Annotated in this window: 20 protein-coding genes; 9 read left to right on the top strand and 11 right to left on the bottom strand. The window is 66.9% G+C overall.

The window, feature by feature from the left end; genetic code table 11:
• Positions 1-125: 125 nt before the first annotated feature.
• The 5 genes from ACN2C7_RS03330 to ACN2C7_RS03310 all read left to right on the top strand — a co-directional run bounded on the left by ACN2C7_RS03330 (position 126) and on the right by ACN2C7_RS03310 (position 6,100).
• Positions 126-803, top strand: coding sequence for a DUF484 family protein (locus ACN2C7_RS03330; protein ID WP_419252968.1), 678 nt, complete (start codon positions 126-128; stop codon positions 801-803).
• Between the two features lie 8 nt (positions 804-811).
• Positions 812-1,744, top strand: coding sequence for a tyrosine recombinase XerC (locus tag ACN2C7_RS03325; protein WP_419319822.1), 933 nt, complete (start codon positions 812-814; stop codon positions 1,742-1,744).
• A gap of 136 nt (positions 1,745-1,880) precedes the next feature.
• On the top strand, positions 1,881-3,848 hold the full coding sequence (locus ACN2C7_RS03320; RefSeq protein WP_419319821.1) for a methyl-accepting chemotaxis protein: 1,968 nt from the start codon (positions 1,881-1,883) through the stop codon (positions 3,846-3,848).
• 225 nt (positions 3,849-4,073) lie between these two features.
• A complete protein-coding gene (locus tag ACN2C7_RS03315) occupies positions 4,074-4,448 on the top strand; it encodes a BlaI/MecI/CopY family transcriptional regulator (protein ID WP_419319820.1) in 375 nt (124 codons plus the stop codon).
• Positions 4,445-6,100, top strand: coding sequence for a M56 family metallopeptidase (locus tag ACN2C7_RS03310; RefSeq protein ID WP_419319819.1), 1,656 nt, complete (start codon positions 4,445-4,447; stop codon positions 6,098-6,100). The genes ACN2C7_RS03315 and ACN2C7_RS03310 overlap by 4 nt, the downstream gene beginning before the upstream one ends.
• Before the next feature lie 173 nt (positions 6,101-6,273).
• Here the strand turns inward: ACN2C7_RS03310 and lpdA are convergent, their stop codons facing one another.
• Entirely contained in the window at positions 6,274-7,674 is a 1,401-nt protein-coding gene (gene lpdA, locus ACN2C7_RS03305; RefSeq protein WP_419319818.1) for a dihydrolipoyl dehydrogenase, read from the bottom strand.
• Positions 7,675-7,981: 307 nt separating this feature from the next.
• Here lpdA and ACN2C7_RS03300 point away from each other — a divergent pair, with 307 nt between their 5' ends.
• Both ACN2C7_RS03300 and ACN2C7_RS03295 read left to right on the top strand, forming a co-directional pair.
• Entirely contained in the window at positions 7,982-8,815 is an 834-nt protein-coding gene (locus ACN2C7_RS03300) for an alpha/beta hydrolase (RefSeq protein ID WP_419319817.1), read from the top strand.
• Positions 8,816-9,137: 322 nt separating this feature from the next.
• Entirely contained in the window at positions 9,138-9,548 is a 411-nt protein-coding gene (locus ACN2C7_RS03295) for a hypothetical protein (RefSeq protein WP_419319816.1), read from the top strand.
• A gap of 20 nt (positions 9,549-9,568) precedes the next feature.
• Here ACN2C7_RS03295 and ACN2C7_RS03290 read toward each other — a convergent pair whose 3' ends face one another.
• The 8 genes from ACN2C7_RS03290 to ACN2C7_RS03255 form a co-directional block, all read right to left on the bottom strand.
• A complete protein-coding gene (locus ACN2C7_RS03290) occupies positions 9,569-9,745 on the bottom strand; it encodes an antitoxin (protein ID WP_419319815.1) in 177 nt (58 codons plus the stop codon).
• 98 nt (positions 9,746-9,843) lie between these two features.
• Positions 9,844-11,061 carry a 2-oxoglutarate dehydrogenase complex dihydrolipoyllysine-residue succinyltransferase gene (gene odhB, locus ACN2C7_RS03285; RefSeq protein ID WP_419319814.1) on the bottom strand — a complete coding sequence of 406 codons (1,218 nt, stop codon included), beginning with the start codon at positions 11,059-11,061 and terminating at the stop codon, positions 9,844-9,846.
• A gap of 92 nt (positions 11,062-11,153) precedes the next feature.
• Positions 11,154-14,117, bottom strand: a complete 2,964-nt coding sequence (locus ACN2C7_RS03280) for a 2-oxoglutarate dehydrogenase E1 component (RefSeq protein ID WP_419319813.1) — start codon at positions 14,115-14,117, stop codon at positions 11,154-11,156.
• 172 nt (positions 14,118-14,289) lie between these two features.
• Positions 14,290-15,174 (bottom strand): succinate--CoA ligase subunit alpha, encoded by an 885-nt coding sequence (gene sucD / locus ACN2C7_RS03275; RefSeq protein ID WP_419319812.1) that lies wholly within the window; start codon positions 15,172-15,174, stop codon positions 14,290-14,292.
• Positions 15,175-16,374 (bottom strand): ADP-forming succinate--CoA ligase subunit beta, encoded by a 1,200-nt coding sequence (gene sucC / locus ACN2C7_RS03270; RefSeq protein ID WP_419319811.1) that lies wholly within the window; start codon positions 16,372-16,374, stop codon positions 15,175-15,177.
• 225 nt (positions 16,375-16,599) lie between these two features.
• The gene (locus ACN2C7_RS03265) at positions 16,600-17,259 is read right to left on the bottom strand and encodes a hypothetical protein (RefSeq protein ID WP_419319810.1); all 660 of its coding nucleotides are present in this window, start codon (positions 17,257-17,259) and stop codon (positions 16,600-16,602) included.
• Positions 17,260-17,363: 104 nt separating this feature from the next.
• A complete protein-coding gene (locus ACN2C7_RS03260) occupies positions 17,364-18,659 on the bottom strand; it encodes a spinster family MFS transporter (protein WP_419319808.1) in 1,296 nt (431 codons plus the stop codon).
• Positions 18,660-18,740: 81 nt separating this feature from the next.
• The gene (locus ACN2C7_RS03255; RefSeq protein ID WP_419319806.1) at positions 18,741-20,990 is read right to left on the bottom strand and encodes a TonB-dependent receptor; all 2,250 of its coding nucleotides are present in this window, start codon (positions 20,988-20,990) and stop codon (positions 18,741-18,743) included.
• Between the two features lie 338 nt (positions 20,991-21,328).
• Between ACN2C7_RS03255 and ACN2C7_RS03250 the strand changes: the two genes are divergently transcribed.
• Positions 21,329-21,961: a ribonuclease HII gene (locus ACN2C7_RS03250; protein ID WP_419319805.1), complete on the top strand. Its 633-nt coding sequence runs from the start codon at positions 21,329-21,331 to the stop codon at positions 21,959-21,961.
• Here the strand turns inward: ACN2C7_RS03250 and ACN2C7_RS03245 are convergent.
• A complete protein-coding gene (locus tag ACN2C7_RS03245; RefSeq protein WP_419319804.1) occupies positions 21,958-23,127 on the bottom strand; it encodes an acyl-CoA dehydrogenase family protein in 1,170 nt (389 codons plus the stop codon). The two genes, ACN2C7_RS03250 and ACN2C7_RS03245, sit on opposite strands and share 4 nt — an antisense overlap.
• A gap of 187 nt (positions 23,128-23,314) precedes the next feature.
• Between ACN2C7_RS03245 and ccrM the strand changes: the two genes are divergently transcribed.
• Positions 23,315-24,391 (top strand): adenine-specific DNA-methyltransferase CcrM, encoded by a 1,077-nt coding sequence (gene ccrM / locus ACN2C7_RS03240; protein WP_419252986.1) that lies wholly within the window; start codon positions 23,315-23,317, stop codon positions 24,389-24,391.
• Here ccrM and mutY read toward each other — a convergent pair.
• Positions 24,388-25,437 carry an A/G-specific adenine glycosylase gene (gene mutY, locus ACN2C7_RS03235; protein WP_419319803.1) on the bottom strand — a complete coding sequence of 350 codons (1,050 nt, stop codon included), beginning with the start codon at positions 25,435-25,437 and terminating at the stop codon, positions 24,388-24,390. The genes ccrM and mutY overlap by 4 nt on opposite strands.
• Positions 25,438-25,511: the final 74 nt, after the last annotated feature.

Raw genomic sequence — 25,511 nt, 5'->3', positions numbered from 1 at the left:
TCTGCCGTGAAAGTCCCTCCGGGTCGAGATCAAGCATCGTCACGGGCCGCAAGCCGGCGTTAACCGATATGGGGTTTGATGCCGCGCCTCTGAGTGGATTTGCCGTGGGGCGGAGAAGACCGACGATGAGCGACGCGACCCAAGCCTTGATGAAGCCCGTCGATCCCGAGGTCGTCCGCGCCTTCCTGCGCGATGAGCCCGACTTCCTGCGCGACGACAGCGGCCTGCTGGGCGAGCTGGGCCTGCGGGTCGATGGCGGCAATATCATCGACTTTGGCCCCGCCGCCCTGGCCCGCGCCTCCGCCGCCCACAAGCGCGAAGCCGTGGTCCGCCGCGAGATCGAGGACACCGCCCGCGCCAATTTCTCGGCCCAGGCCCAGACCCACGCCGCGGTCATCGACCTGCTGGACGCCCGCAACCATTCCGACCTGGCCCGCCGCGTCGACGAAATGGCCAATCTGCGCTTTTCCCTGACCACCGGCGTCATCGCCCTGGAAGGTCCGGGCCGGGTTCCGGCCGGCTGGCACGCCCTGATCGAGGGCCAGATCGACATGCTGATGGGCGACCACGCCGTGGCGCGCATGGGCTTCTATGCTCCGGCCCTGGGTCTGTTCGGCGACAAGCTGGATCACATCCGCAGCATGGCCATGGTCCGCATGGCCCTGTGGGAGCCTTCGCGGCAGGGCATCCTGGCGTTCGGCTCGTCCGACCCCGAGGCCTTCACCCCCGACATGGGCTCCGAGCTGGTGGCCTTCCTGGCCCGGGTGGTCGAGCGCACCGCCGAGCGCTGGCCCGTTCTGTGACCTCACCTGTGACGAGCGGCCGCCAGGCCCTCGTCGCCTGGCACGACCATCTGGAGCACGAGCGCCGCGCCTCGCCGCGCACCGTGCGGGCCTATGGCGACAACGTCCTGGCCTATCTGAACTTCCTGGAACGCCATCGCGGCGAGACCGTGACACTGACCGCCCTAGGCGCGATCACGGCGGCCGAGCTGCGCGCCTATCTGGCCTTCCGCCGCAGCGGCGACGACGCCCTGGCCCCGCGCTCGCTGTCCCAAAGCCTGTCGTCGATCCGCGCCTTCCACCGCTTCCTCGACCAGCGGCTGGACACGCCCAACCCCCAGATCGCGCTGGTGCGCGGCCCGCGCCTGAAGGTTGGCCTGCCGCGCCCGGTCACCGAAGACCAGGCCTACGGCCTGATCCATGAGATCGGGTCCGTATCTGGCGATGGGCCCGACCGCGACGACTGGGAAGTGGCCCGCGACGAGGCGGTGCTGACCCTGCTTTGGGGTTGCGGTCTGCGCATCTCCGAGGGGCTGTCCCTGCTGCGTCGCAACGCGCCCCTGGGCGAAACCCTTCGCATCACCGGCAAGGGCGGCAAGACCCGGATCGTGCCGGTGCTGGACGCGGTGCGCGAGGCGATCAACCTCTATCTCGCCGCCCTGCCCTTCGTGCTGTCGCCAGACGAGCCGCTGTTTCGCGCCAAGCGTGGCGGCCCGCTGTCGCCGCGCCATGTCCAGGCTTCGGTGCAGATCCTGCGCGGCCGTCTGGGGCTGTCTGACCGGGTGACGCCACACGCCCTGCGCCACGCCTTCGCGACCCACCTGCTGGGGGCCGGCGCAGACCTGCGCTCGATCCAGGAACTGCTGGGCCATGCCTCGCTGTCGACCACCCAGCGCTATACCCAGGTCGACGCCGCCGGCCTGATGGCCGCCTATGCCAAGGCCCATCCTCATTATGAGTAGCAATCTGGGGCATCTTGTCGCGATGGTCACCGCAGATTCCGGGAATTAACCGCGTTTTTACTGCCCGCGCGCCTTCTGGTCTCAAGAACCGACGCCTGTCTTCCGATTGGCGGGCGTTGCGGACATGGGGCTAGCGATGAAATTCGACGATCTGAAGATTTCGACCAAGGTGGCCATGCCGGCCGTGGTTCTGACCGTGGTGGCCCTGGCCATCGTCGGCATGGGCGCCTGGCAGGCCAAACAGGCCGAGGTGGCCACCAGGGTTCTCGTCGAAGAGCGCGCGCCGGCCGAGCTGGAAGCCTCGCGCTTCAACCGGCGGGTCATGACGATCGGCTATGCGGCCTATCGCACCGTGTCCAACACCGGGAGCTCTCCGGAAGCCGCCGAGGCCAGCGCCGACCTGGATGCGGCCTACAAGGAAGCCAAGGAGCGCCTGGCCCTAGTCAAGAAAGCCGACCCCAGCGCCGCCAAGACGCTGGCCGACTACGGCGCCCGTCTGGAAAAGATCTATTCCAGCGCTCGCCAGGGCGCCGACCTGGCCATGATGGACGCCGACGAAGCGGCGATCATGGTCATGGCCGTGATCGATCCCGACATCGCCAGCCTCGGCAAAGATGTCACAAAGTGGAACAACGACCACTACGAAGCCACCAAGGTGATGGTCGCCAAGGCCGAAAAGGAAGCCACGACGGGCACCATCATCAGCGTGCTGTTCGGCGTGATCAGCGCCGGCCTGGCCCTTTTGTTCGCCATCTGGATCGGCCGCTCCAAAATCTCCGCGCCGCTGAACAACCTGTCCAAGACCATGGAAACCCTGGCCCTGGGTTCGGTTGACGTCGACGTGATCGGCGCCCAGCGCAAGGACGAGGTCGGCGCCATGGCCCGCTCGGTCCAGGTGTTCAAGGATAACGCCCTGGCCCTGCGCACCGCCGAAGCCAACCAGCAGCGCCTGTCGGCCGAGACCGACGCCGAACGCCGCCGCAACCAGGAAGCCGCCGACGCGGCCGCCCGCGAGCAGGCCTTCGTCATGGAAAACCTCGCCACGGGCCTGAACAAGCTGGCCGAAGGCGACCTGACCTATCGCGTCGATCAGGAGTTCCCGGACGCCTACAAGCGCCTGCAGTCCGACTTCAACGAGTCGATCTCGCAGATGGAAGAGGCGATGCGCACCATCGTGCACGCCGCCAGCAGCATCGGCGCCGGCGCCGATGAGATCGCCTCGGCCTCCGACGACCTGTCGCGCCGCAGCGAGCAGCAGGCCGCCAGCCTGGAAGAAACCGCCGCCGCCCTGGACGAGATCACCGCCACGGTGAAGCGTTCGTCGGCCGGCGCCGTCGAAGCCTCGCGGGTTGTCGGCTCGACCCGCGCCGACGCCGAACGCTCCAGCGTCGTGGTCCGCAGCGCCGTCGACGCCATGAACCAGATCGAGAAGTCCTCGCAGTCGATCAGCCAGATCATCGGCGTCATCGACGAGATCGCCTTCCAGACCAACCTGCTGGCCCTGAACGCCGGCGTTGAGGCGGCTCGCGCCGGTGAAGCCGGCCGTGGCTTCGCGGTCGTCGCCCAGGAAGTCCGGGCTCTCGCCCAGCGCTCCGCCGACGCCGCCAAGGAAATCAAGACCCTGATCTCGACCTCGACCCAGCAAGTGGGTCAGGGCGTGTCGATGGTGGGCCAGACCGGCGAGGCCCTGCAGGCCATCGTCGCCAAGGTCAGCGAAATCGACGCCCTGGTCAGCGAGATCGCCGCCGGCGGCGCCGAGCAGGCCACAGGCCTCAACGAGGTCAACGCCGCCGTCAATCAGATGGACCAGACTGTCCAGCAGAACGCGGCCATGGTCGAGCAGTCCACCGCCGCCAGCCACTCGCTGAAGGGCGAGGCCGGCAACCTGATGCAGATGATCTCGCGCTTCCAGGTCAGCGGATCCAACACCTCGACGGCGCGCGCCCCCGCCCGCCGTCCGGCCGCCCCGGCCACGCGCCCCACCCTGCAGCCGGCCTCGTCGGCCAGCCGCCCGGGCGCCAATCCGGTCCGCGCCGCCCAGGCCAAGCTCGCCGCCTTCGCCGGTTCGGCCAAGCCGGCCGCCGAGGAATGGGAAGAGTTTTAGTAGCGTAGCGTAAGGCGCCCCAGACCCCCCTCTTGGGGCGTTCCTCCCCTGAAGAACTCGAGGCCCCGCCGGGAAACTGGCGGGGCCTTTTTTCTGGCCCCGAGGCAAGGCCGGCAGGCGGGCGCTCAGGTTACCACGATTTCATCCGGATAGCCGTCACGACGGCTGGCGTCACTACAGATGTAGCGCTACACATGTAGCGACGACACTGTCGTGGAGACCGCCATGATCGAATCCCTGCCCCGCCGCGAACGCGAGGTCTTCGAGACCCTCTGCCGCCTGGAGGCCAGTACGGCCGCCGGAGTGCGCGGCGCGCTGTCCGACCCGCTGAGCGATTCGGCCGTCCGCACCATGCTCTCGCGCCTGGAGGCCAAGGGTCTGGTCGAGCGGTCCAGCGGACCCGGCGGCTTCGTGTTCAGCCCTGTCCAGCAGACCGAGGCCGTCGCCGCTAGCGCCCTGCGGCGCATGATCGACACCTTCTTCGCCGGCTCGGCCGCCAGCGCCGCCACCGCCCTGCTGGGCCTTGGCCAGCGGCTGACCCCCGAAGAAGCCGCCGCCCTGGAACAGGTGATCGACCGGGCCGTGGAGCCGCGCTCATGACCGCGGGCCTGCTCCTGTCGCTGCTGGTTAAGTCCAGCCTTGTCTCCGGCGCCGGTCTGGCCTGCGCCCGCTTCCTGGCCCAGCGCCCCGTCGACCGGGTGGACATCCTGCGCGCCACGGTCTGCCTGCTGCTGGCCCTGCCGGTCATCATGAACGTCCTGCCCGCGATAAACCTGGCGCTGTTGCCGCCGGCCTCGCCGGACATGCCCGCCCCGCTCGCACCGGTCCTGACCGGCGAAGCGACCGCACCCCTGCTGTCGTGGCCGCCGTCCATCCAGGTGATTGGCGGCCTGTGGCTGCTCGGCGTAGTCGCCGTGGCCGGCCGGCTGCAGCTGGGACTGCTGACCCTGCACCGCTGGACGAGCCAGGGCCACCCGGTGACCTGCCCGGCATGGTCGGCGCCGTTGGAACACCTGCCGCCGGTCGACCGCCCCCGCCTGGTGTCCAGCGAGCGGCTGACCAGCCCCCTCAGCTGGGGCGTGGCGCCCGGCTTTATCCTGATCGATCCGGGCAGCCTGGCCGAGCGCCACGCCGCCCCCGCCATCCTGGCCCACGAGATGGCCCATCTGCGGCGCCATGACTGGATCTTCCTGGTGCTCTCCCGTCTGGCCCTGGCCCTGTTCTGGTTCAATCCCCTGGTCTGGCGCCTGCACGCGGTGCTCGCTGACCGGTCGGAAGAGGCCGCCGACGCCGCCGCGCTCCAGACCGTCGACCGCACCCTCTACGCCAGGGCCCTGGTCCGACTGGCCGCCTATCCACCCCCTAACCGAAGCGCGCCGCGCGCCGCGACCGCCATGGCCGCCGACGCTCGCACGCTGAAGACAAGGATCGCCTGCATCATGACTGACAAGCCGGCTCGCCGCCGCCCGCTGACCATCGCCCTGACCATCGCCGCCCTGGCCGTGGTCGCCACGCCGCTGGCCGCCCTGGGCCTGAGCCGCCAGGACTGGATCGCGCCGCCCGCGCCGCCGGCGCCTCCCGTTTCGCAGGTCGCGCCCGTGGCCCCGCCCCTGCCGCCCCTGCCGGCCGCACCGGCCGCGCCGATGACGATCGAGGCGCCTCCCGCGCCCCCTGCCCCGCCCGCTCTCCCGGCCGCGCCGGCGGAAGGCGTCGCCTACAGCTATTTCCGGGTCGCCACGCCCGCTGACCGTCGGGAGGCCGCGGAGGCTCGCGCCGTGGCGGCAGAGGCTCGCATCCAGGCCGCGGAAGCCCGCGCCCAGGCCGCCGGCGCCCGGCAGCAGGCCGACCAGGCCCGCCTGAGGGCCGAGGCCAGCCGCGCCCAGGCCGAGATCGCCCGTCTCGCGGCTGACGAAGCGCGAGTTGAGGCCGACCAAGCCCGGGTTGAAGGCGAAAAGGCCCGCATGATCGGCGAACGCGCCCGCCAGGAAGCAACCCGGCACATGGTCCAGGCCCGCGTCCAGATGGCCCAGGGCGCCGAACGGATCCGCAAGGGCGCCCGGGATCTGCGCGCCGAGGCGGTACGCCTGCGCGACCCTGCCTATCGCGCCCGGCAGATCGCCGAGAACCGCGCGCGCGGCAATGTGGTCACCGACGCCGAGCTGCGCGCCGTGGCGGCGCAAATGCCCGCCCAGGCCGACGAGATGGAGCGAGAGGCCGAGAAACTGGCGCGCGAGGCCCGCAAGACGAGCTGAGCGCGCGGAGCACCCGCCCCAAACCTTCAGGCCCTGCCGAACAACCGGCGGGGTCTTTTCTTTGGGAGGCTATCGGGTGGGGCAGACAGAAACATGGCGGGGTTCCGTTGCCGAAACCCCGCCACTCCTCGTCCGATTGATCGAACGGCGTTATTGAATTTCAGACAGGCCGATCAGGCCTGCATGGTCCAGCCTTCGACGCCCATGGCCGCCTGGCGCAGGGCCTCCGACCGGGTCGGGTGCGGGTGGCAGGTGCGGGCCACGTCTTCCGACGCGCCGCCAAACTCCATGGCCACGCAGTATTCGCCGATCATGTCGCCGACATTGGGGCCCACCATGTGGACGCCCAGGATGCGGTCGGTCGCGGCGTCGGCCAGAACCTTCACCTGGCCTTCGCCCTCGTGATTGATCTTGGCGCGGCTGTTGGCGCTGAACGGGAACTTGCCGACCTTGTAGGCGATGCCTGCGGCCTTCAGCTCTTCCTCGGTCTTGCCCACCGTGGCCACTTCCGGCTTGGTGTAGATGACGCCGGGGATCAGGTCATAGTTCACGTGGCCGGCCTTGCCCGCGATCAGCTCGATACAGGCCACGCCCTCGTCCTCGGCCTTGTGGGCCAGCATCGGGCCCGACGTCACGTCGCCGATCACCCAAACGCCCGGCGCCGTGGTCTTGAAGTGGCTATTGGCGATCATGCCGCGCTTGTCGGGAACCACGCCGACCGTGTCGAGGCCAAGGCCTTCCGTGTACGGACGACGACCGATAGCGACCAGTACATAGTCAGCCGACAGGGTCTGGGCCGCGCCGCCGGCGACCGGCTCGACGGTCAGCTCGACGCCCTTGGCCGAAGCCTTGGCGCCGGTGACCTTGGCGCCCAGCTGGAACTTGAAGCCCTGCTTGGTCAGGCTGCGCTGGAACACCTTGGCGGTGTCATCGTCCAGGCCCGGACAGATACGGTCCAGATATTCGACCACGGTGACTTCGGCGCCCAGGCGACGCCACACCGAGCCGAGCTCCAGCCCGATGACGCCGGCGCCGATGACGACCAGGCTCTTGGGCACTTCAGCCAGTGACAGGGCGCCGGTCGAGTCGACGATGCGCGTGTTGTCGACGGTGACGCCCGGCAGCGGGGTGGGCTCCGAGCCCGTGGCGATGACGATGTTCTTGGTTTCGAGGGTGGTTTCCGAACCGTCCTCGGCCTTCACGACCACCTTGCCGGGCCCGGCGATGCGGCCCCAGCCCTTGATGTAGTCGACCTTGTTCTTCTTCATCAGGAACTCGACGCCCTTGGTCAGGGCTTCGACGCTCTCGGCCTTCTGGGCCATCATCTGGGGCAGGTTCAGCTTGGGCTTCACCTCGATGCCCAGCTTGGCGAACTCGCCATTCGTGGCCGAGTCATACAGTTCCGACGCGTGCAGCAGGGCCTTGGAGGGCATGCAGCCGACGTTCAGGCAGGTGCCGCCCAGCTTGCCGCGACCTTCGATGATGGCGACCTTCAGGCCCAGCTGACCGGCGCGGATCGCGCCATTATAGCCGCCGGGACCGCCCCCGATGATGACGACGTCGTACTGAGCCATGGGTCTTTGCCTTCAGGACGCGCCGGGAGCGGCGCCGGACAGAATATGGGGCCTCGCCGGCCGCACTGTCAGACCTTTGGAGGCGGAAGTTCCTTAGAGCGCGAACGGTTAAAACGAAACCCGCTTTCGACGCTTCGCACGCTGAAAGGGACGCGAAATCCGGCGTTTGGGCGTCATGACCCTGACCGCTTGCCCCAGCGTGACCGCCAGGCGTGCGTCCTCCGTCTGCGGAGGAGGCGCGTCGCGCGCCCGGAGGGGCTCAGGGATCCCCTTTCTTCGCCCTGCAACGCGCCTTAGCGTGACGCCCATGCTTCGCCCCCTCGCCCTCGCCCTGACCCTGCTGGCCGCTGCCCCGGCCCTGGCCCAGACCGCGCCCGCCGAAGGCCGTCCAATCATCATCGGCCAGTCCCTGACCCTGGACTCGAAGGTCCTGAAGGATACGCGGCGGATCAATGTCCACCTGCCGGCCAGCTATGCCGGCAGCCCCGCCAAGACCTATCCGGTGCTGTATCTGCTGGACGGCGGCGAGCAGGAGGACTTCCCCCACATCGCGGGCCTGGCCCAGCTGGGCGAGCTGTCGTGGACCTATCGCGAGATGATCGTTGTCGGGATCGAGGGCGTCGATCGCCGGCGCGACCTGACCCACCCCACCACGGTCGCCAAGGAGCGCAGCGACTTCCCGACCAGCGGCGGCTCGGCGGCCTATCGCCAGTTCCTGGGCCAAGAGCTGAAGCCGTGGATCGCGGCTCGCTATCGCACCAGCGGCGAAACCGCCCTCATCGGCGAGTCCCAGGCCGGCCTGTTCGTGGTCGAGACCTTCCTGAAACAACCGGCACTCTTTGACGCCTATATCGCCGCCAGCCCCAGCCTGTGGTGGGACGACCAGAGCCTGGCCAAGGGCGCGGCGGCTGACCTGGCGCTCTGGCCGGCGGGCGAGCGGCGTCTCTACCTGACCATCGGCGATGAGGGCTCAACCATGCAGGAGGGCGTCGACAAAGTGTTGGCCGCCCTCAACGCCGCGCCGCCCAAGGGCCTTAGCTGGCGCTATGATCCGATGCCGAGATTGCAGCACAGCACGATCTACCACCCGGCGGCGCTGGAGGCGTTCAAGACGGTGTGGCCGGGGCCAAGGCCGGACTGATAGCGTCTCGCATCAGATGACTAGCTGGGCCCCGCCCCTTCGAGGGTCGGCGGTGGGTGAATTCAGGGCCAAGCTCTTTCCTCCGCTCTCCCCGGCGAAAGCCGGGGCCCAGATCGAACCCAGAGCGCCTGGTGCGTTTGCTAGGTCAGAAGGCGCAACATCCCCAGACGCTCAGGCTGAATCTGGGCCCCGGCTTTCGCCGGGGAGAGCGGATGAAGAAGAGCCAAAAGCGGACCTCCGCAGCTTCTGCAACGGGCGGTTCTTGGGCGCTGCGGCTTCGCATACACTCGTGCCGACAAGGTGCTTTTTGGTGAGGCAAGCAATGACTGTGGACCAAGCGCGCGCCTCTCTACTGCTAATCATGGAAGAGCTAGCCGAGGATTTTCGCCGCAAGCATCCAGCTTGGAAGGCGAGCATCGTGGATAGCGCCGTAGGAGGGAGCACCGCATATCAGGCTCATGCATTTGGCTTGTCGTGCCTAGCCTACGACGAGGAAACTCAAACAGATTTGCTGGATCTCACCGTGGTGATCGCCCACCTCGATGACGCGCCTTCGATCGAAAGTGCGGACCTTGTTTGGGGCGACGGTCGCATCGTGGCTGAACTGATTAGCGAGCCAATCGCCTTTTCGGTCGAGCAACTGACCTGGATTTCTGGAGAGCTCCCGATCCTCGTACGCGCGATGGAGCAAGCCTTGTCCGTAGCTTCTCGCTCAAAACCAATGTCCGCCTAGGGCCTGCAAGCGTACGTCTCTCAATCACCGGCTTCGGACGACGCCGTGGTTATCGGCTCAAGGATGACCTTGGCGCCCTCGCGGCGAATGGCGACCTCTACCCCCTCGAAGCGGCAGCCTTCCGGAAGGCACAGGGCCTGGCTCCTGCCGTGAACGAACAGCGTGGCGCGGACGGGCTCGGGAACCGGGTCGGTCATGGTGATGATCCGTGGCTGTCGGTCGAGCATACACCCGTCGCCACAACGCAAAAGGGGCCGCTTTCGCGGCCCCTTCAACGTTCGACGATGCGTCGGGACTACAGTTCCAGCAGCAGGCGCTGCGGATCTTCCAGCGCTTCCTTGACCTTGACCAGGAAGGTCACGGCGCCTTGGCCGTCGACGACGCGGTGGTCGTAGCTGAGGGCCAGGTACATCATCGGCCGGATCTCGATCTTGCCGTTCACGACCATGGCGCGGTCCTTGATCGCGTGCATGCCCAGGATGCCCGACTGCGGCGCATTGAGGATCGGGGTCGACATCAGCGAGCCGTAGATGCCGCCGTTGGTGATCGTGAAGGTGCCGCCCTGCATGTCGTCGATCGACAGCTGGCCGTCACGAGCCTTCTTGCCGAGCGCGCCGATGGCCTTTTCGATCTCGGCCAGGTTCATGGCGTCGGCGTCACGGACGACCGGAACCACCAGGCCCTTTTCGGTGCCGACGGCGACGCCGATGTCATAGTGGTTCTTGTAGACGATGTCGGTGCCGTCGATCTCGGCATTGACGTCCGGCACGGCCTTGAGGGCGGCGACGACGGCCTTGGTGAAGAACGACATGAAGCCCAGCTTCACGCCGTGCTTCTTTTCGAAAATGTCCTTGTACTGACCGCGCAGGGCCATCACCGCACTCATGTCGACCTCGTTGAAGGTCGTCAGCATGGCGGCGTTGTTCTGGGCTTCCTTCAGGCGACGGGCGATCGTCTGACGCAGGCGCGTCATCTTCACGCGCTCTTCGCGCTCATGGAGCGGACGCGGAGCCGACGGCGCGGCGGCCGGAGCCGGAGCCGAGGCGCGGGCTTCCAGGGCGGCAAGGGCGTCGCCCTTGGTCACCCGGCCGTCCTTGCCGGTGCCGGCCACGGTCGACAGGTCCAGATTGTTCTCGGCGGCGATGCGGGCCGGGGCCGGGCTGACCGGCGCAGCAGCGGCCGGGGCCGGCGCTGCGGCGACGACCGGAGCGGGCGCGGGAGCCGGTGCAGCGGCCTTCGGAGCGGGGGCTGCAGCCGCCGGGGCGGCCGAGGCGGTCGCGCCTTCGGTCACGATGCCCAGGACCGTACCCGGAACAACGGTCGCGCCCTCTTCGGCGCCGATCGCGGTCAGCACGCCGTCGGAGGGCGAGGCGACTTCCAGGCTGACCTTGTCGGTCTCGAGCTCGATGAGGATCTCGTCCTTCTTGACCGCCTCGCCGACCTTCTTGGTCCAGCGCGCGACCGTCGCTTCGGTGACGGATTCGCCGAGGGCGGGGGTCATGATGTCGGCCATGGGGGTTCCGATGTCTCTCGTTTGTGCCGGTCTAGTGTAGCGGGGCAGGTGGAAACGGCCCCGCCGCGAAGGACGGGGCCCTATCGATAAAGCTAGGCGAAGGTCTCGTCGAGGAAGGCCTGCAGTTCCTTCAGGTGGCGGCTCATCAGACCCGCCGCCGTCGAAGCGCTGGCCGGTCGACCGATATAGCGCGCGCGCTTGGCCTTGATGTCCAGCTTGGCAAGCGTCAGTTCGATCCACGGATCAACGAACGTCCAGCCGCCCATGTTCTTGGGCTCTTCCTGAACCCAGACCAGTTCGGCGTTTTTGAACCGGCCCAGCACGCCCAAAAGCGACTTCATCGGCCACGGATAGAACTGTTCCAGACGCAGCAGATAGACGTCGTTGCGGCCGCTCTTGGCGCGAGCGTCGACCAGATCGAAATAGACCTTGCCCGAGCAGAGCACGACACGCTTGATCTGATCGTCGCCGGCCAGGGTCACGCCGCCGACGTCGCAGCCGGCCTCGGCCCCGTCGATCATCACGCGGTGGAAGGACGAGCCTTCCGCCAGATCGGCCATGTTGGAGACGGCGCGCTTGTGGCGCAGCAGGCTCTTGGGGGTCATGACCACCAGCGGCTTGCGGAACTCGCGGTGCATCTGGCGACGCAGGGCGTGGAAATAGTTGGCCGGCGTGGTGCAGTTGAGCACCTGCATGTTGTCCTCGGCGCACGACTGCAGGAAGCGCTCCAGGCGGGCCGAGCTGTGCTCGGGACCCTGGCCCTCATAGCCGTGCGGCAGAAGCATCACCAGACCGCTCATCCGCAGCCACTTGCGCTCGCCCGAGCTGATGAATTGGTCGATCACCACCTGGGCGCCGTTCACGAAGTCGCCGAACTGGCCTTCCCACAGGGTGAGCGTGTTCGGATCAGCCAGCGAGAAGCCGTATTCGAAGCCCAGCACCGCCTCTTCCGACAGGGCCGAGTCGATGACCTCGTAGTGGGCCTGGTTCGGACCGATGTTGTTCAGCGGCGTGTAGTGCTCCTCGGTCGTCTGGTCGATGACGTCGGAATGGCGCTGGGTGAAGGTGCCGCGCACACTGTCCTGGCCCGACAGGCGAACCGGGAAGCCCTCGTCGAGCAGGGTGGCGAAGGCCAGATGCTCGGCGGTGCCCCAGTCGAGGCCCTCGCCCTTTTCGATGGCTTCGCGACGGTTCTCGATGACGCGCTTGACGGTCTTGTGGGCGTCGATGCGGTCCGGGATGGTCGTGATCTGGCGGCCGATCTCCAGCAGACGCGTGGCCGGGAAGGCGGTCGAGCCGCGACGCTCTTCGTCGGCGGGCGTGGCCAGGCCGGCCCACTTGCCGTCCAGCCAGTCGGCCTTGTTGGCCTTGTAGGTCTTGCCGGCGTCGAATTCCTTGTCGAGGAAGGTCTCGAACTCGGTCACCCAGGTGTCGACTTCGCCCTGGTTGATGACGCCCTCGGCGATCAGGCGATTGCCATACAGCTCACGGGTCGAAGGGTGACCCTTGATCTTGGCGTACATCAACGGCGAGGTCATCGTCGGGTCGTCGCCCTCGTTGTGACCGAACCGGCGATAGCAGAACATGTCGACCACGACGTCCTTGCCGAACATCTGGCGATATTCGGTAGCGACCTTGGCCGCATAGACCACGGCTTCGGGATCGTCGCCGTTGACGTGGAAGATCGGGGCTTCGACCATCAGCGCCACATCCGACGGATAGGGCGAGCTGCGCGAATAGCGCGGGCTGGTGGTGAACCCGATCTGGTTGTTGACGATGAAGTGGATGGTGCCGCCCGTGCGGTAGCCCTTCAGGCCCGACAGGGTGAAGCACTCGGCCACCACGCCCTGGCCGGCGAAAGCCGCGTCACCGTGCAGCAGCAGCGGCAGCACATGGCCGCGGCCGGCGTCGGGGGTCTCGCGCAGCAGGAAAGCCTGCTTGGCGCGGGCCTTGCCGATCACGACGGGGTTGACGATTTCCAGGTGCGACGGGTTGGCCGTCAGCGACAGGTGGACCTTGTTGTCGTCGAACTCACGGTCCGACGAGGCGCCCATGTGATACTTGACGTCGCCCGAACCCTCGACGTCCGAAGGCAGGCTGGTGCCGCCCTGGAACTCGTGGAAAATCACGTGGTAGGGCTTGCCCATCACGGCGGCCAGGACGTTCAAGCGGCCGCGGTGCGGCATGCCCAGGACGATGTCCTTCACGCCCAGCGAACCGCCGCGCTTGATGATCTGCTCCATGGCCGGAACCATGGCTTCGCCGCCGTCGATGCCGAACCGCTTGGTGCCGGGGAAGCGCTTGTGCAGGAAGCGCTCGAAACCCTCGGTCTCGATCAGCTTCTTGAGGATGGCGACCTTGCCCTCTTTCGAGAACACGATTTCCTTGTCGCGACCCTCGATCCGCTCCTGCAGCCAGGCCTTTTCGTGCGGGTCGGAGATGTGCATGTACTGCACGCCGACGCTGCCGCCATAGGTGCGGCGCAGGATCGACAGGATCTCGCGGATCGTCGAGGTCTCCATGCCCAGCACGAAGTCCAGGAAGATCGAGCGATCATAGTCGGCTTCCGAGAAGCCATAAGTGGCGGGATCAAGTTCGGGGGCCGGCGGCTTGGGCTCCAGGCCCAGCGGGTCGAGATTGGCGGCCAGGTGACCGCGCATCCGGTAAGCCCGGATCATCATGATGGCGCGCAGGCTGTCCAGCGTGGCGGCGCGAACCGCTTCGGACGAGCTGCCCGGAGCCTTGCCTTCGATGGCCTTGGCCATCTTGGCCTCGACGGCCGGCGCCACCGAGGGCCACTGGCCATCAAGCGCTGAAAGCCAGTCGGGGCGCGCTGTCGGAACCGGGCGCGGGGTCCAGGCCGGGTCCTGCGCGGCGCGCTTGACCTGGTCGGCCTGTTCCTGAAGCGTCGAGAAGAAGGCTTTCCACGAGGGTTCGACCGAATTGGGGTCGCTGGCCCACTGGGCGTACAGGTCTTCAACGAACGCCGCATTGGCGCCGTAGAGGAAGCTGGTCTCGGTCAAGACCTGATTGATGATGCCTGCGTCGTCCGCCATGGTTCTTTGCCTTAGATCCGTCGGTCTACAGGACCGGTAACCCAGGCCCGTAAATATAGTGTCTCAATCACCCGGGCGCCCGCCATCGGCAGGGGCCCAGGTGATTTTTTCGGATCGTCGACTGGCGGTCGCAAAAAACCTGGGCCCCGCGAGGCGGGGTTTCGGTGTGTCTTTAGCCCTTGAGGACCTCAAGCAGGGTTTCGCCCAGCTTGGCCGGCGACGGCGAAACGCGGATGCCCGCAGCTTCCATCGCCGCGATCTTGTCTTCCGCGCCGCCCTTGCCGCCCGAAATGATCGCGCCGGCGTGGCCCATGTGACGGCCGGGAGGGGCCGTGCGGCCGGCGATGAAGCCGACCATGGGCTTGCTGCGGCCGCGCTTGGCTTCGTCAGCAATGAACTGGGCGGCTTCTTCTTCGGCCGAGCCGCCGATTTCGCCGATCATGACGATCGACTTGGTGGCTTCGTCGGCGAGGAAGAGTTCCAGGATGTCGATGAACTCGGTGCCCTTGACCGGGTCGCCGCCGATGCCGACCGCCGTGGTCTGGCCGAGGCCAGCGTTGGTGGTCTGGAACACGGCTTCATAGGTCAGGGTGCCCGAACGCGACACGACGCCGACCGAGCCGGCCGAGAAGATGCCGCCCGGCATGATGCCGATCTTGCACTGGTTGGGCGTCAGGACGCCGGGGCAGTTGGGGCCGATCAGGCGCGAGCGCGAGCCCTGCAGAGCCTTCTTCACCTTGACCATGTCCAGCACGGGAATGCCTTCGGTGATGCAGATGATCAGGCCGATCTCGGCGTCGATGGCTTCCAGGATCGAGTCGGCCGCGAAGGGAGGCGGCACGTAGATCACCGAGGCGTCGGCGCCGGTGGCTTCCTTGGCTTCGCCGACCGTGTCGTACACGGGCAGGCCGATGTGGGTCTGGCCGCCCTTGCCGGGGGTGACGCCGCCGACCATCTTGGTGCCGTAGGCGATGGCCTGTTCGGAGTGGAACGTGCCCTGGGCGCCGGTGATGCCCTGGCAGATGACCTTGGTTTCAGAACCGATGAGGATCGACATTTAGCGAGCACCCTTCACGGCTGCGACGATCTTTTCGGCGCCGTCAGACAGGTCGTTGGCGGCGATGACGTTCAGGCCGCTTTCCGAGATGATTTTCTTGCCGAGTTCGACGTTGGTGCCTTCCAGGCGCACCACCAGCGGAACCTGCAGGCCGACTTCCTTCACGGCGGCGATGACGCCTTCCGCGATGATGTCGCAGCGCATGATGCCGCCGAAGATGTTGACCAGGATGCCCTTCACGGCGGGGTCAGCGGTGATGATCTTGAAGGCCGCGGTGACCTTCTCCTTGTTGGCGCCGCCGCCGACATCGAGGAAGTTGGCCGGCTCGGCGCCGTACAGCTTGATGATGTCCATAGTGGCCATGGCCAGGCCAGCGCCGTTGACCATGCAGCCGATTTCGCCGTCGAGGGCGATATAGGCCAGGTCGTACTTCGAGGCTTCAATTTCCTTGGGGTCTTCTTCGCTCTCGTCGCGCAGAGCCTTGATGTCCGGGTGGCGATAGAGGGCGTTGCCGTCGAACGACAGCTTGGCGTCCAGGACCTTCAGGTGATCGTCGGCGGTGACGATCAGCGGGTTGATCTCCAGCATGGCCATGTCCTTGGCCAGGAACGCCGTATAGAGCTGCGTCAGCAGCACGGCGGCTTCCTTGGCCAGGCCGCCGGTCAGGCCCAGGGCCTTGGCCAGCGCACGCTGGTGGGTCGGCCACACGCCGGTGGCGGGGTCGATCGAGAAGCTGTGGATCTTTTCCGGGGTGGCGTGGGCCACGTCCTCGATGTCCATGCCGCCTTCAGTCGAGGCCACGACGGAGACCATCGAAGTTTCGCGATCGACCAGTAGCGACAGGTAGAATTCCTTGGCGATCGCCGCGCCTTCTTCGATGTAGAGGCGATTGACCTGCTTGCCCTTGGGGCCGGTCTGGTGCGTCACCAGCACGCGGCCGAGCATTTCGGCGGCGTTGGTCTTGACGTCAGCCGCCGACTTGACGACGCGAACGCCGCCCTTGGCGTCGGGGCCGAGGCCCTCGAACGTGCCCTTGCCACGGCCACCGGCGTGGATCTGGCTCTTTACGACGAAAACCGGCGTTCCCAGCTTCTCGGCGGCGGCGAAGGCCTCGTCCGCTGTGAAGACGGCAAAGCCGCGCGGAACGGGGGCGCCGAACTCAGCGAGTACGGCTTTGGCTTGGTGTTCGTGGATGTTCATGAGTGCCTGGTCTCGACGACGGCTTTTCTGAAATGTGGCCGGGTTATAGGAGCGTGATTTCGCAGGCGCAACCGCGCTTGGCCGATAAGGTGGCCCCTTGCGCGCTTCTTATGTCCGAAAGGACAGCGGCGCCGCCGTCGTGAGCGCCCAAGGCAAGGAAGCCCCTGCCCCTAAGGCACTGTTACCGGTCCCGCGCTTGCCGCGGGCCTCAATCCAGCTGAACGCCTAGACCGGGTTGTCCATGAACAGGATCAGGATCACGGCCATGACGGCTGCGGCGTCACGCTCTGCGGCGCCCTTGGACGGCAGGTAGGCGATCTTGCCGAGGCCGCTCAGATCGACGGCGGCGACGTCCTGGTCGCCGTTGCGGATCACATAGCCCACGGCGCCGGCGGTCAGTCCGAAGGGCATGGCGCCGACCTGCTTGGACTCGGCCCGCAGGGTGACTGCGCCAAGCCGCAATTCAGCGGCGCGCTGCGGCGTCTGCAGGCGGGCCATCAGGCCGCCCTTGGACTGCACCAGGGTGAACGCCGCCTCGGGGCCGGCGCCCTCGAACGTGCAGACATAGGCCAGCTTGTCGCGATCGAACGTGATCCAGCCCAGGGCCGTGCGGCTTTCGCCGCCCTTGCACTTGATCGTGACGGCGCCCAGGCTGGGCGAGTTCAGGCTGATCTCGGCCTTGGACTTGGCGCTGCCATACAGCCCCAGGGCCGAGGTGGTGCTGGCCGACTGGCGGGTGATGCCGCTGTACTCGCCCATGGCATAGCCGGGTTGCAGAAAGCTCTTGCCCTTCTTGAACTCGAACTTGAGCTTTTCCGTGCGCTCGGTCAGCGGGTCGGCGGCCTGGGCCGGAACCGAGGCCGCAAGCAGTGCAACGGCGAGCATAGCGCCGGAAAGAAGCTTGAACCCTGACATGTCGTCCCCCGAATTTCGCCCGCTCCTATAGGCAGGTCGCGTGACAGAACCAAGGTCAAGCTTGGGACGCCGAGCTACTCCACCCAGTCCTGCTTCAGTCGGCGTGAGGCCAGGATCAGCAGGCCAGCAGCGACGACATAGAAGCCCAGGCCATAATACAGGGCATAGCGCATCGACTCGGCGCCGTAGCGCGGGGCCAGCAGGTCGGAGACATAGCCGAAGAACCACAGGCCCACGGCCAGACCCAGCAGGTTGTTGATCAGCAGGAACAGAGCTGAGGTCGTGGTCCGCATCGAGGCCGGGGCCAGATGCTGCACCGCTGCGACAATGGGTCCCAGCCAGGCCAGGTTCAGACCGGTCGGAATCAGGAACAGCAGGAAGGCCCAGACCATCGAATTGACGTTCATGGCCAGCAGGAAGCACGGCAGGGCTACCAGGAAGCAGATGGCTGGAGCCAGGGCGTAGGCCGCCTTGTTCTTGGAGCCAAACTTGTCGGCCAGCACGCCGCCCAGCCAGATGCCAGCCACGCCGCCGATCAGCGACAGGGCGCTGTAGAACAGGGCCCGTTCGGGCAGGGTCAGGCCGAAGCTGCGCTGGAAGAAGGTCGGCAACCAGAAGGCCACGCCATAGCCGCAGATCGACGAACAGGCCGCGCCGAACGACAGCAGCCAGAAGCTGGGCTTGGGAAGGATGGTGGCCAGCACCTTGCCGAAGGCCGGGGCCCTGGGCGCGACCAGAGGCGCGGCCTCCCCGGGTTCACGGTCCATGCCGCCGCGCGGCGGATCCTTGACCACCCACTTGAAGATCGGGGCCAGCAGCACGCCGGCCAGGCCCACGATGATAAAGGCGACGCGCCAGTTGACATAGGCCGCGATCAGGCCGCCGAACAGCACGCCCAGGGCCGTGCCCAGCGGGATGCCAAACGAATAGACCGCCAGGGCCCGGGCCCGCTGGTCCTTGGGGAAGTAGTCGCTGATCAGCGAATAGGCCGGGGCCACGCCGCCGGCCTCGCCTACGCCGACGCCCATGCGCGACAGGAACAGGCTCCAGAAGCCGCCGGCGAACCCGCAGGCCACCGTGAAACCGCTCCAGACGGTCAGGGCGGCGGTCATGATCCAGGTCCGGCTGACACGGTCGGCCAGCCAGGCCAGCGGCACGCCCAGCGTGGTGTAGAGCGCGGCGAACGCGACCCCGCCCATCAGGCCGATCTGGGTGTCGGTAAGGTGCAGGTCGGCCTTGATCGACCCGGCCAGGATGCCGAGGATCTGCCGATCCAGGAAATTGAAGGTGTAGGCGAGGATCAACATCGCCAGCACGACATAGCGGTAGCGCGACCCCGTCGCCGATTGCTCGATCTGGTTGTCGCTCATGGTGCCCCGCTACGCGTGATAGTTCAGACAAACAAATGGCGGTGGCTCGTTGCAGCGAACCACCGCCAGTTTTTACCTAGATCAGAATGCGACTTCGAGGCTCGCCGAGACCGTGCGCGGCGGGCCATAGAAACCGATGACCGAGTTGTTATAGGTCGGGACGCCGAAGTTATAGCCGCCGATCCGATAACGCTCGTCCGTCAGGTTCTTGCCGGTCAGGGCAAGCTTGTAGCCGCCGCCCGGCGCCGTCCATATCGCTGTCATGTCGACCAGGGTGTAAGCCTTCTGGTCCAGCAGTGGCAGCGGCAGCTCGAACTGCTGATAGTCGCCGCGATAGCTGATCATGGGGGTGACGGCAAGCAGGCCGCCGGCCACGTCCGCCGTCCAGGTCAGGCTGACATTGCCCGTCCATTCCGGCGTGTTCTGCAGGCCATAAAGCTTGGCGACGTTGATCACCTGGCCACCGGCCGGCACGGTCGTCGCCGGATTGAGGGGGTTGGGCGCGCCGCCAGGCACGAACCGGCTGAAGGTGTCGTACTCGGCGTGGATGTAGCCCACCGCGACATTGGCCGAAAGATTGGCGGTCAGCTTGGCCTTGGCTTCGAATTCGACGCCGTACATGGTCGCCTCGCCGGCGTTGTCGATCGAGCTGGCGATGCCGCTCGGGACAACCACCTGGGTCGACACCTGCTGGTCGTGGTACTTCGACAGGAAGGCGGCCGAGGCGAACGAGACGCGACGGTCGAACAGATAGCCCTTCAGACCGACTTCATAGGCGTCGACCGTTTCGGGCTTGTAGCCATTGACGGTCTGCGGGGTGATCAGAGCGTCGCCGCGCATGTCCCAACCGCCCGACTTGAAGCCCTTCGAGAACGACGCGTAGGTGTTCAGGTCGTCGCTCAGCTCATATGAGGCGCTGATGCGCGGGGTGAACTGCGAGAAGGTGGTCTGGGCGCTGTAGTTGGTGCGGGTCTGCAGGACCGGACGCGGCGTGCCGCCCTGATAGGGGCTGCGCGTGGCGCCCAGATAGAACAGGCGGAAGGTGTTGCTGCGCTTGTGATCGCGCGTGGCGCGGGCGCCCAGCGAGACCTTGAACTTGTCGGTCAGGTTGGCGCTGAAGTCGAAGAAGGCCGCGAAGCTCTGGGTGCTGACCTTGCCGCCGTCGGCGATGGACAGGCCCAGATTGCCAGCGATGGTGTCGAATTCGCCCGAGGCCTGGCTGTTCATGTAGTACAGGCCAAACACGCCCTGGACGTTTTCGTCCGAATAGACCGCCTGCAGCTCCTGCGAGAACGACCGGTCGTCATAGGTGGCCGGGATGTCGAGGGTGTTCAGCGGGGTGCCGTCGAAATCGATGACGGTGTCGGTGTGGCCCTTGCGGCTGGCCGTGATCGACTTGAGGGTCACGGTGTCGCTGGCGTTCCATTCACCGGTCAGCGACAGGCCCTCGGTCTCGACCGAGTTATCGTCGCCGAAACCGGCCTGGGTGTCATAGACGTCCAGCACCTTGTAGCCGCCGACCAGGGCCGGCAGTTCGCGATGGCCGTGGCGGGGGTTGGAGTCGTCCTGCACCTTGTCATAGGCCAGGCGGAAGAACAGGTCCTCGCTGGGCGCATATTCGGCGCTGAGGCGGATGGCCTGGACGTCCTTGTTGTAGTGCTCGGCGCCGGTGGTCAGGTTCTTGCCGTAGCCGTCGCGCTTGTAGAGGGCATAGGCGCCGCCCACCGAAAGGCCGCCGCCCAACGGCGTCTGGCCCGAGACCAGCAGATCGGTCTGATTGAAGCTGCCATAGGTCCCGCGGACCTTGCCATGGGCTTCGTCGCCCAGGCGCTTGGTCACATACTTGATCGCGCCGCCGATGGTGTTGCGGCCGTACAGCGTGCCCTGCGGGCCGCGCAGCACTTCGATGCGCTCCACGTCGAACACGTCGAGCACGGCGCCTTGCGGGCGATAGATATAGACGTCGTCGACATACAGGCCCACGCCGGGCTCATAGCCCCACAGCGGATCCTGCTGGCCGATGCCGCGGATGTAGGAGATCAGGGTCGAGTTCGAACCGCGCGCGGTCTGAACCGTGATGTTGGGGGTCGTCTGCTGCAGGACGGTGATGTCCGCGCCGCCCTGACGGGCCAGGGTCTCGCCGCTATAGGCCGAGACGGCGACCGGAACGTCCTTGAGGTTTTCCTCGCGACGGCGGGCGGTGACGACCACCGAGTCCACGGTCAGCCCTTGCCCGGCGCCGGCCGGAGCCTGCTCTTGAGCCGAAACGGCCGTCGCGACCGCGCCCCATGCCGCGCCAGCCAGCAGCGCAGCCTTCCACATCGAAGTCATTGGGTTTCCCCTCCCTTGTACGTTCCGCCCACCCGAACCGGGTCCTTGTGGCGGACACGTGCTCGGAACTCGCGAATTCATCGAACCGCGAATAGCCGCACTGTCACTCAGAGAACGACGCAACGCCAGCCTTTTTTCATCAGGTGATGAAATGGCGCCGGGACAGCCAGGCCCAACCCGTATGGCCGTCGTTCCCGCCCTGAAATGGCGGGGATGCAGCTGAGCGGGACCACGCCCAGCCTAGGCTTCTCTCAAGCCCTTTGACCCCGGGCGTAGCGCAGCGCGCCCAGCCGGGATGACAATTTGAATGACCGGCCAAATCTCCCTAGACACACTCCATGCCTCCAGGTCCCGACATGATGCTCGAACTGGCCTGCGGACCCGGCCCGGTCTGCGGGGTGGATGAGGCCGGCCGTGGCCCCTGGGCCGGGCCCGTCAGCGCCGGGGCGGTAATCCTGGACCCGACCCGTATTCCCAAGGGGCTCAACGACTCCAAGAAACTGTCGGCGAAAGCCCGCGCGGCCCTGGAGATCGAGATCAAGGCGACGGCCATCGCCTGGGGCGTGGGCCTGGCCAGCATCGAGGAAATCGACGACCTCAACATCCTGCACGCGGCGGGCCTGGCCATGCGCCGGGCCATCGAGGCGCTGGCGGTGACGCCGGCCTTTGCATTGGTTGATGGAAGTTATGCCTTCAAGCTGCCCTGCCCGGTCCAGACCGTGATCAAGGGCGATAGCCTGTCGTGCTCGATCGCTGCGGCCTCGATCCTGGCCAAGGAGGCCCGCGACCGGATCATGGTCGAGATGGACAGCCTCTATCCGGGCTACGGCTTTGCCGGCCACAAGGGCTATCACGCCAAGAGCCATGTCGAAGGCCTGCGCCGGCTGGGCCCTTCGCCCATCCACCGGATGAGCTGGGCGCCAGTGAAACTAGCCGCCCAGGGCCTCAACCCCATGGGCCGCAGCGACTAGATCCCCATCTGCCGCGCGGCCAGGTCGCGCATGATCTCCTCCGAGCCGCCGCCGATGGCGTTGACCCGCACCTCGCGATAGATGCGCTCGATGCGGCTGCCGCGCATATAGCCGGCCCCGCCCATCACCTGCATGGCCTCGCGGGCGCAATATTCCAGCGTCTCGGTGGCCTGGACCTTGAGCAGGGCGATCTCGGCGATCGGCTGCTCGCCCTGGCTGATCCGCCAGGCCAGGGTCTCCAGCCAGGCCTGGGTGACGCTGATGCGCTTGTACATGTCGGCCAGCTTGTGGCGGATCACCTGGTGGTCGGCCAGGCGCTTGCCAAAGGTCTTGCGCTCGCGGGCCCAGACGATCGCGTCCTCCAGGCAGACACGCGAGAAGCCCAGCGCCCCGGCGGTCATGCCGATCCGCTCGCCGTTGAAGTTGCGCATGATGCCGGCGAAACCCTGGTTCTCGGCCCCGATCAGGTTTTCGACCGGCACCCGCACGTCGTCGAAATAGAGGCTGGCGGTGTCGGACGCCCACCAGCCCTGCTTCTTCAGCGGCGTGCGCGAAAAGCCCTCGCGGTCGCGCTCGATCAACAGCAGCGAGATGCCGCCGGCCCCCTCGCCGCCGGTGCGCACCGCCACCGTGTAGAAGTCGGCCCGCATGCCGCTGGTGATGTAGGTCTTGCCGCCGTTGACGACATAGACGTCGCCCTCGCGCCGGGCCGTGGTGGTCAGGGCGGCGACATCGGAGCCGGCCGAGGGCTCGGTGATGGCCAGGGCCGAGATCTTCTCGCCGGCCAGGACCGGCGGAATGATCCGGGTCTTCAACTCATCGCTGCCCAGGGCCCGGATCGGCGGCAGGCCGATGCCGTGGCTCATCAGGCTGGCATTGACCCCGCCCGCCCCGTGGCGGGCCATCTCCTGGCTGGTGATGATCGACATGAACGGATCGGACGGCGAGCCGCCATATTCCTCGGGCCAGCCCAGGCCCAGCAGGCCGATCTCCGAGGCCTTGCGATAGAGCTCGCGCGGAAATTCGCCGGCCTCGTCCCAGTCGTCGACGAAGGGCATGATCTCCTTGGCCACCCAGCGGCGCAGGGTGTCGCGCCAGGCGGCGTGGTGGTCCTGGTAGAAGGGGCTCTTGCGGCTGAGGTCCAGCGCTTCAAGGGGGCTCTGCATGGCGTTCTCCCGGATCACGCCGCCCGTCTGGCGCGGATCTGGCGTGTGAGCCGATACGATCAGCTGGGCGCCGCTAGGGAAGTAAACTGCCTGAAAGGGGCCGTTCACCTTTCGCTAACCACGCTTCTCAACCCGGCCTTCACCATCAAGACTCATGATTCCGTTTGTTGTTTTACAGGACGCGGACATGACCTTCGGGCCGGAAACCATCATTCAGGGCGACTGCATCGAGGCGATGAACGCCCTGCCCGAGAAGTCGGTCGACCTGATCTTCGCCGACCCGCCCTACAATCTGCAGCTGGGCGGCGACCTGCTGCGGCCGGACAATTCCAAGGTCGACGCGGTCGACGACCACTGGGACCAGTTCGAGAGCTTCGCCGCCTACGACAAGTTCACCCGCGAATGGCTGAAGGCCGCCCGCCGGGTGCTGAAGGACGACGGCGCGATCTGGGTGATCGGCAGCTATCACAACATCTTCCGCGTCGGCGTGGCGGTGCAGGATCTGGGCTTCTGGATCCTCAACGACGTCATCTGGCGCAAGTCCAACCCGATGCCCAACTTCAAGGGCACCCGCTTTGCCAACGCCCACGAGACCCTGATCTGGGCCTCCAAGAGCCAGGCGGCCAAGCGCTACACCTTCAACTACGACGCCCTGAAGATGGCCAATGACGAGGTGCAGATGCGCTCGGACTGGACCATCCCGCTGTGCACAGGCGAGGAGCGCATCAAGGGTTCGGATGGCAACAAGGCCCACCCGACCCAGAAGCCCGAGGCCCTGCTCTACCGGGTGATCCTGTCGACCACCAAGCCGGGCGACGTGATCCTGGATCCGTTCTTCGGGGTCGGCACCACCGGCGCGGCCGCCAAGCGCCTGGGCCGCCGCTTCGTCGGCATCGAGCGCGAGTCTGACTATATCGAGCACGCCAAGACCCGCATCGCCAAGGTCATCCCGATCGCGCCGGAAGACCTCGACGTGATGGGCTCCAAGCGCAGCGAACCGCGCGTGCCGTTCGGCACCATCGTCGAGAGCGGCCTGCTCAGCCCCGGCGACACCCTGTTCTGCTCCAAGGGCGCCCATGCGGCCAAGGTGCGGGCCGACGGCTCGATCACGGTGGGCGACCTGTCGGGCTCGATCCACAAGATCGGCGCCCTGGTGCAATCGGCCCCGGCCTGCAACGGCTGGACCTACTGGCACTTCAAGACCGACGCGGGCCTGGCGCCCATCGACGTGCTGCGGGCCCAGGTCCGGGCGGGGATGAACTAGACCAGCACCTCGCCTGCCAGGGCCGCTTTCAGGAACACGCTGGGCAGGGCGCCCAGCCCCTGCCGAGGCGTCCAGACGAAGTCGCCGGCATTGGCGCCGTCGGCGGCGAAAACCCGCAGGGTCAGGGAAAAGTGCGTGAAGACGTGCTCGATCGCGCCCCGGTCACGCCAGGCGGCGGCGGTCGGACCGGCGGCGAGCGCCTCTTCATCCGACCACGGCGCACTTCGCCAATCCGAAGTCGGCAACCCCAGCATGCCGCCCAGAAGACCCCTGGGCGGACGACGCACCAGCGCCACCTCATCGCCCCGGGTCAGCAGGTAAGCGACGCCGTAACGCCGGGGCCGGTCGGCCTTCTTCGTCTTGCGCGGATAGGTCTCCGGCGCGCCGGTCTTGCGGCCCTCGCACCAATCCGAGATCGGGCAGAGATCACACAGCGGCGACTTGGGCCGGCAGACCGTGGCGCCCAGATCCATCAGCGCCTGGGCCCAGTCGCCGGGCCGCTCGGCCGTGACCAGATCGCCCGCCAGCGATTTTAGCTCCGGCTTGGCGTCGGGCACGGGGGTCTCGACGGCGAACAGGCGCGCCATCACCCGCTCGATATTGCCGTCGACGACATTGGCCTGCCGGTCAAAGGCGATGGCGGCCACGGCGGCGGCGGTATAGGCCCCGACGCCCGGCAGGGCCCGCAGGCCGTCCTCCGTATCCGGAAACACCCCGCCATGCTGACCGGCCACGGCCCGGGCGCAGGCCAGAAGGTTGCGAGCCCGGGCATAGTAACCCAGCCCCGCCCAGGCCCCCATAAGTTCGCCGTCCTCTACGGCGGCGAGGTCCAGCACCGTCGGCCATCGCTCCGTGAAGCTCAGGAAATAGGGCGTGGCGTGCGGCACGGTGGTCTGCTGCAGCATCACTTCGGACAGCCACACCCGATAGGGATCGCTGCGCACCCCGCCGCGCCGGTCGGCGGGGCCGACACGCCAGGCCAGGTCTCGGGCCTGACGGTCATACCAGGCCAGCAGGCTTGAGCGGAGGGCGGGCATGTCACGCATCCCTCCCCTATGACAGAGCCCCTCCAAACTTGTCATCCCGGACAAGCGCAAAGCGCGCAGATCCGGGAGCGACA

The sequence above is a fragment of the Caulobacter sp. ErkDOM-E genome (assembly GCF_048541895.1).
In the GTDB taxonomy this organism is placed as follows: domain Bacteria; phylum Pseudomonadota; class Alphaproteobacteria; order Caulobacterales; family Caulobacteraceae; genus Caulobacter.
This window is presented reverse-complemented; position numbering and strand designations above follow the sequence as displayed.

Bases quoted from the DNA above. Each gene is read 5' to 3' on its own strand.
- ACN2C7_RS03330 (WP_419252968.1), top strand. From the start codon at position 126: ATGAGCGACGCGACCCAAGCCTTGATGAAGCCCGTCGATCCCGAGGTC.
- ACN2C7_RS03320 (WP_419319821.1), top strand. From the start codon at position 1,881: ATGAAATTCGACGATCTGAAGATTTCGACCAAGGTGGCCATGCCGGCC.
- ACN2C7_RS03315 (WP_419319820.1), top strand. From the start codon at position 4,074: ATGATCGAATCCCTGCCCCGCCGCGAACGCGAGGTCTTCGAGACCCTC.
- ACN2C7_RS03310 (WP_419319819.1), top strand. From the start codon at position 4,445: ATGACCGCGGGCCTGCTCCTGTCGCTGCTGGTTAAGTCCAGCCTTGTC.
- lpdA (WP_419319818.1), bottom strand. From the start codon at position 7,674: ATGGCTCAGTACGACGTCGTCATCATCGGGGGCGGTCCCGGCGGCTAT.
- ACN2C7_RS03300 (WP_419319817.1), top strand. From the start codon at position 7,982: ATGCTTCGCCCCCTCGCCCTCGCCCTGACCCTGCTGGCCGCTGCCCCG.
- ACN2C7_RS03295 (WP_419319816.1), top strand. From the start codon at position 9,138: ATGACTGTGGACCAAGCGCGCGCCTCTCTACTGCTAATCATGGAAGAG.
- ACN2C7_RS03290 (WP_419319815.1), bottom strand. From the start codon at position 9,745: ATGACCGACCCGGTTCCCGAGCCCGTCCGCGCCACGCTGTTCGTTCAC.
- odhB (WP_419319814.1), bottom strand. From the start codon at position 11,061: ATGGCCGACATCATGACCCCCGCCCTCGGCGAATCCGTCACCGAAGCG.
- ACN2C7_RS03280 (WP_419319813.1), bottom strand. From the start codon at position 14,117: ATGGCGGACGACGCAGGCATCATCAATCAGGTCTTGACCGAGACCAGC.
- sucD (WP_419319812.1), bottom strand. From the start codon at position 15,174: ATGTCGATCCTCATCGGTTCTGAAACCAAGGTCATCTGCCAGGGCATC.
- sucC (WP_419319811.1), bottom strand. From the start codon at position 16,374: ATGAACATCCACGAACACCAAGCCAAAGCCGTACTCGCTGAGTTCGGC.
- ACN2C7_RS03265 (WP_419319810.1), bottom strand. From the start codon at position 17,259: ATGCTCGCCGTTGCACTGCTTGCGGCCTCGGTTCCGGCCCAGGCCGCC.
- ACN2C7_RS03260 (WP_419319808.1), bottom strand. From the start codon at position 18,659: ATGAGCGACAACCAGATCGAGCAATCGGCGACGGGGTCGCGCTACCGC.
- ACN2C7_RS03255 (WP_419319806.1), bottom strand. From the start codon at position 20,990: ATGACTTCGATGTGGAAGGCTGCGCTGCTGGCTGGCGCGGCATGGGGC.
- ACN2C7_RS03250 (WP_419319805.1), top strand. From the start codon at position 21,329: ATGCCTCCAGGTCCCGACATGATGCTCGAACTGGCCTGCGGACCCGGC.
- ACN2C7_RS03245 (WP_419319804.1), bottom strand. From the start codon at position 23,127: ATGCAGAGCCCCCTTGAAGCGCTGGACCTCAGCCGCAAGAGCCCCTTC.
- ccrM (WP_419252986.1), top strand. From the start codon at position 23,315: ATGACCTTCGGGCCGGAAACCATCATTCAGGGCGACTGCATCGAGGCG.
- mutY (WP_419319803.1), bottom strand. From the start codon at position 25,437: ATGCGTGACATGCCCGCCCTCCGCTCAAGCCTGCTGGCCTGGTATGAC.